Source organism: Thermus sp. FJN-A (assembly GCF_054655095.1).
Genome location: NZ_BAAHSC010000026.1, coordinates 1 through 300 on the forward strand (window position 1 = coordinate 1; position 300 = coordinate 300).

Genomic DNA, 300 nt, shown 5'->3' on the forward strand with positions numbered 1-300 from the left:
GAGCGGATGGTGGTCCTCTCGCCCACGGCCCAGCGGGCCCTGCACCAGTGGCTGCGGCACCGGAACCTCGAGGGCCACCCCACGAGCCCCTACATCTGGAGCCACACCACGGGGCCCAACCGGGGAAAGCCCTTCTCCGCCCGGGCGGTGGAGGCCATGGTGAAGCGGGTGGCCAGGCGGGCGGGGCTCAAGGACTGGCAACGCATCACCCCCCATAAGCTCCGCCACTCCTACGCCAGCGCCCTGGTGGAGGCGGGGCGGGGGATTGACGAGGTGAAGGAGCTTCTGGGGCACAGCTCC

Annotated in this window: 1 protein-coding gene; it reads left to right on the plus strand. The window is 71.3% G+C overall.

The genetic code is table 11. From position 1 onward, the window contains the following. Window positions 1-300 (plus strand): tyrosine-type recombinase/integrase (locus ACYQ0J_RS00125; protein WP_460170219.1); only part of this gene is annotated, 300 nt, incomplete at both ends.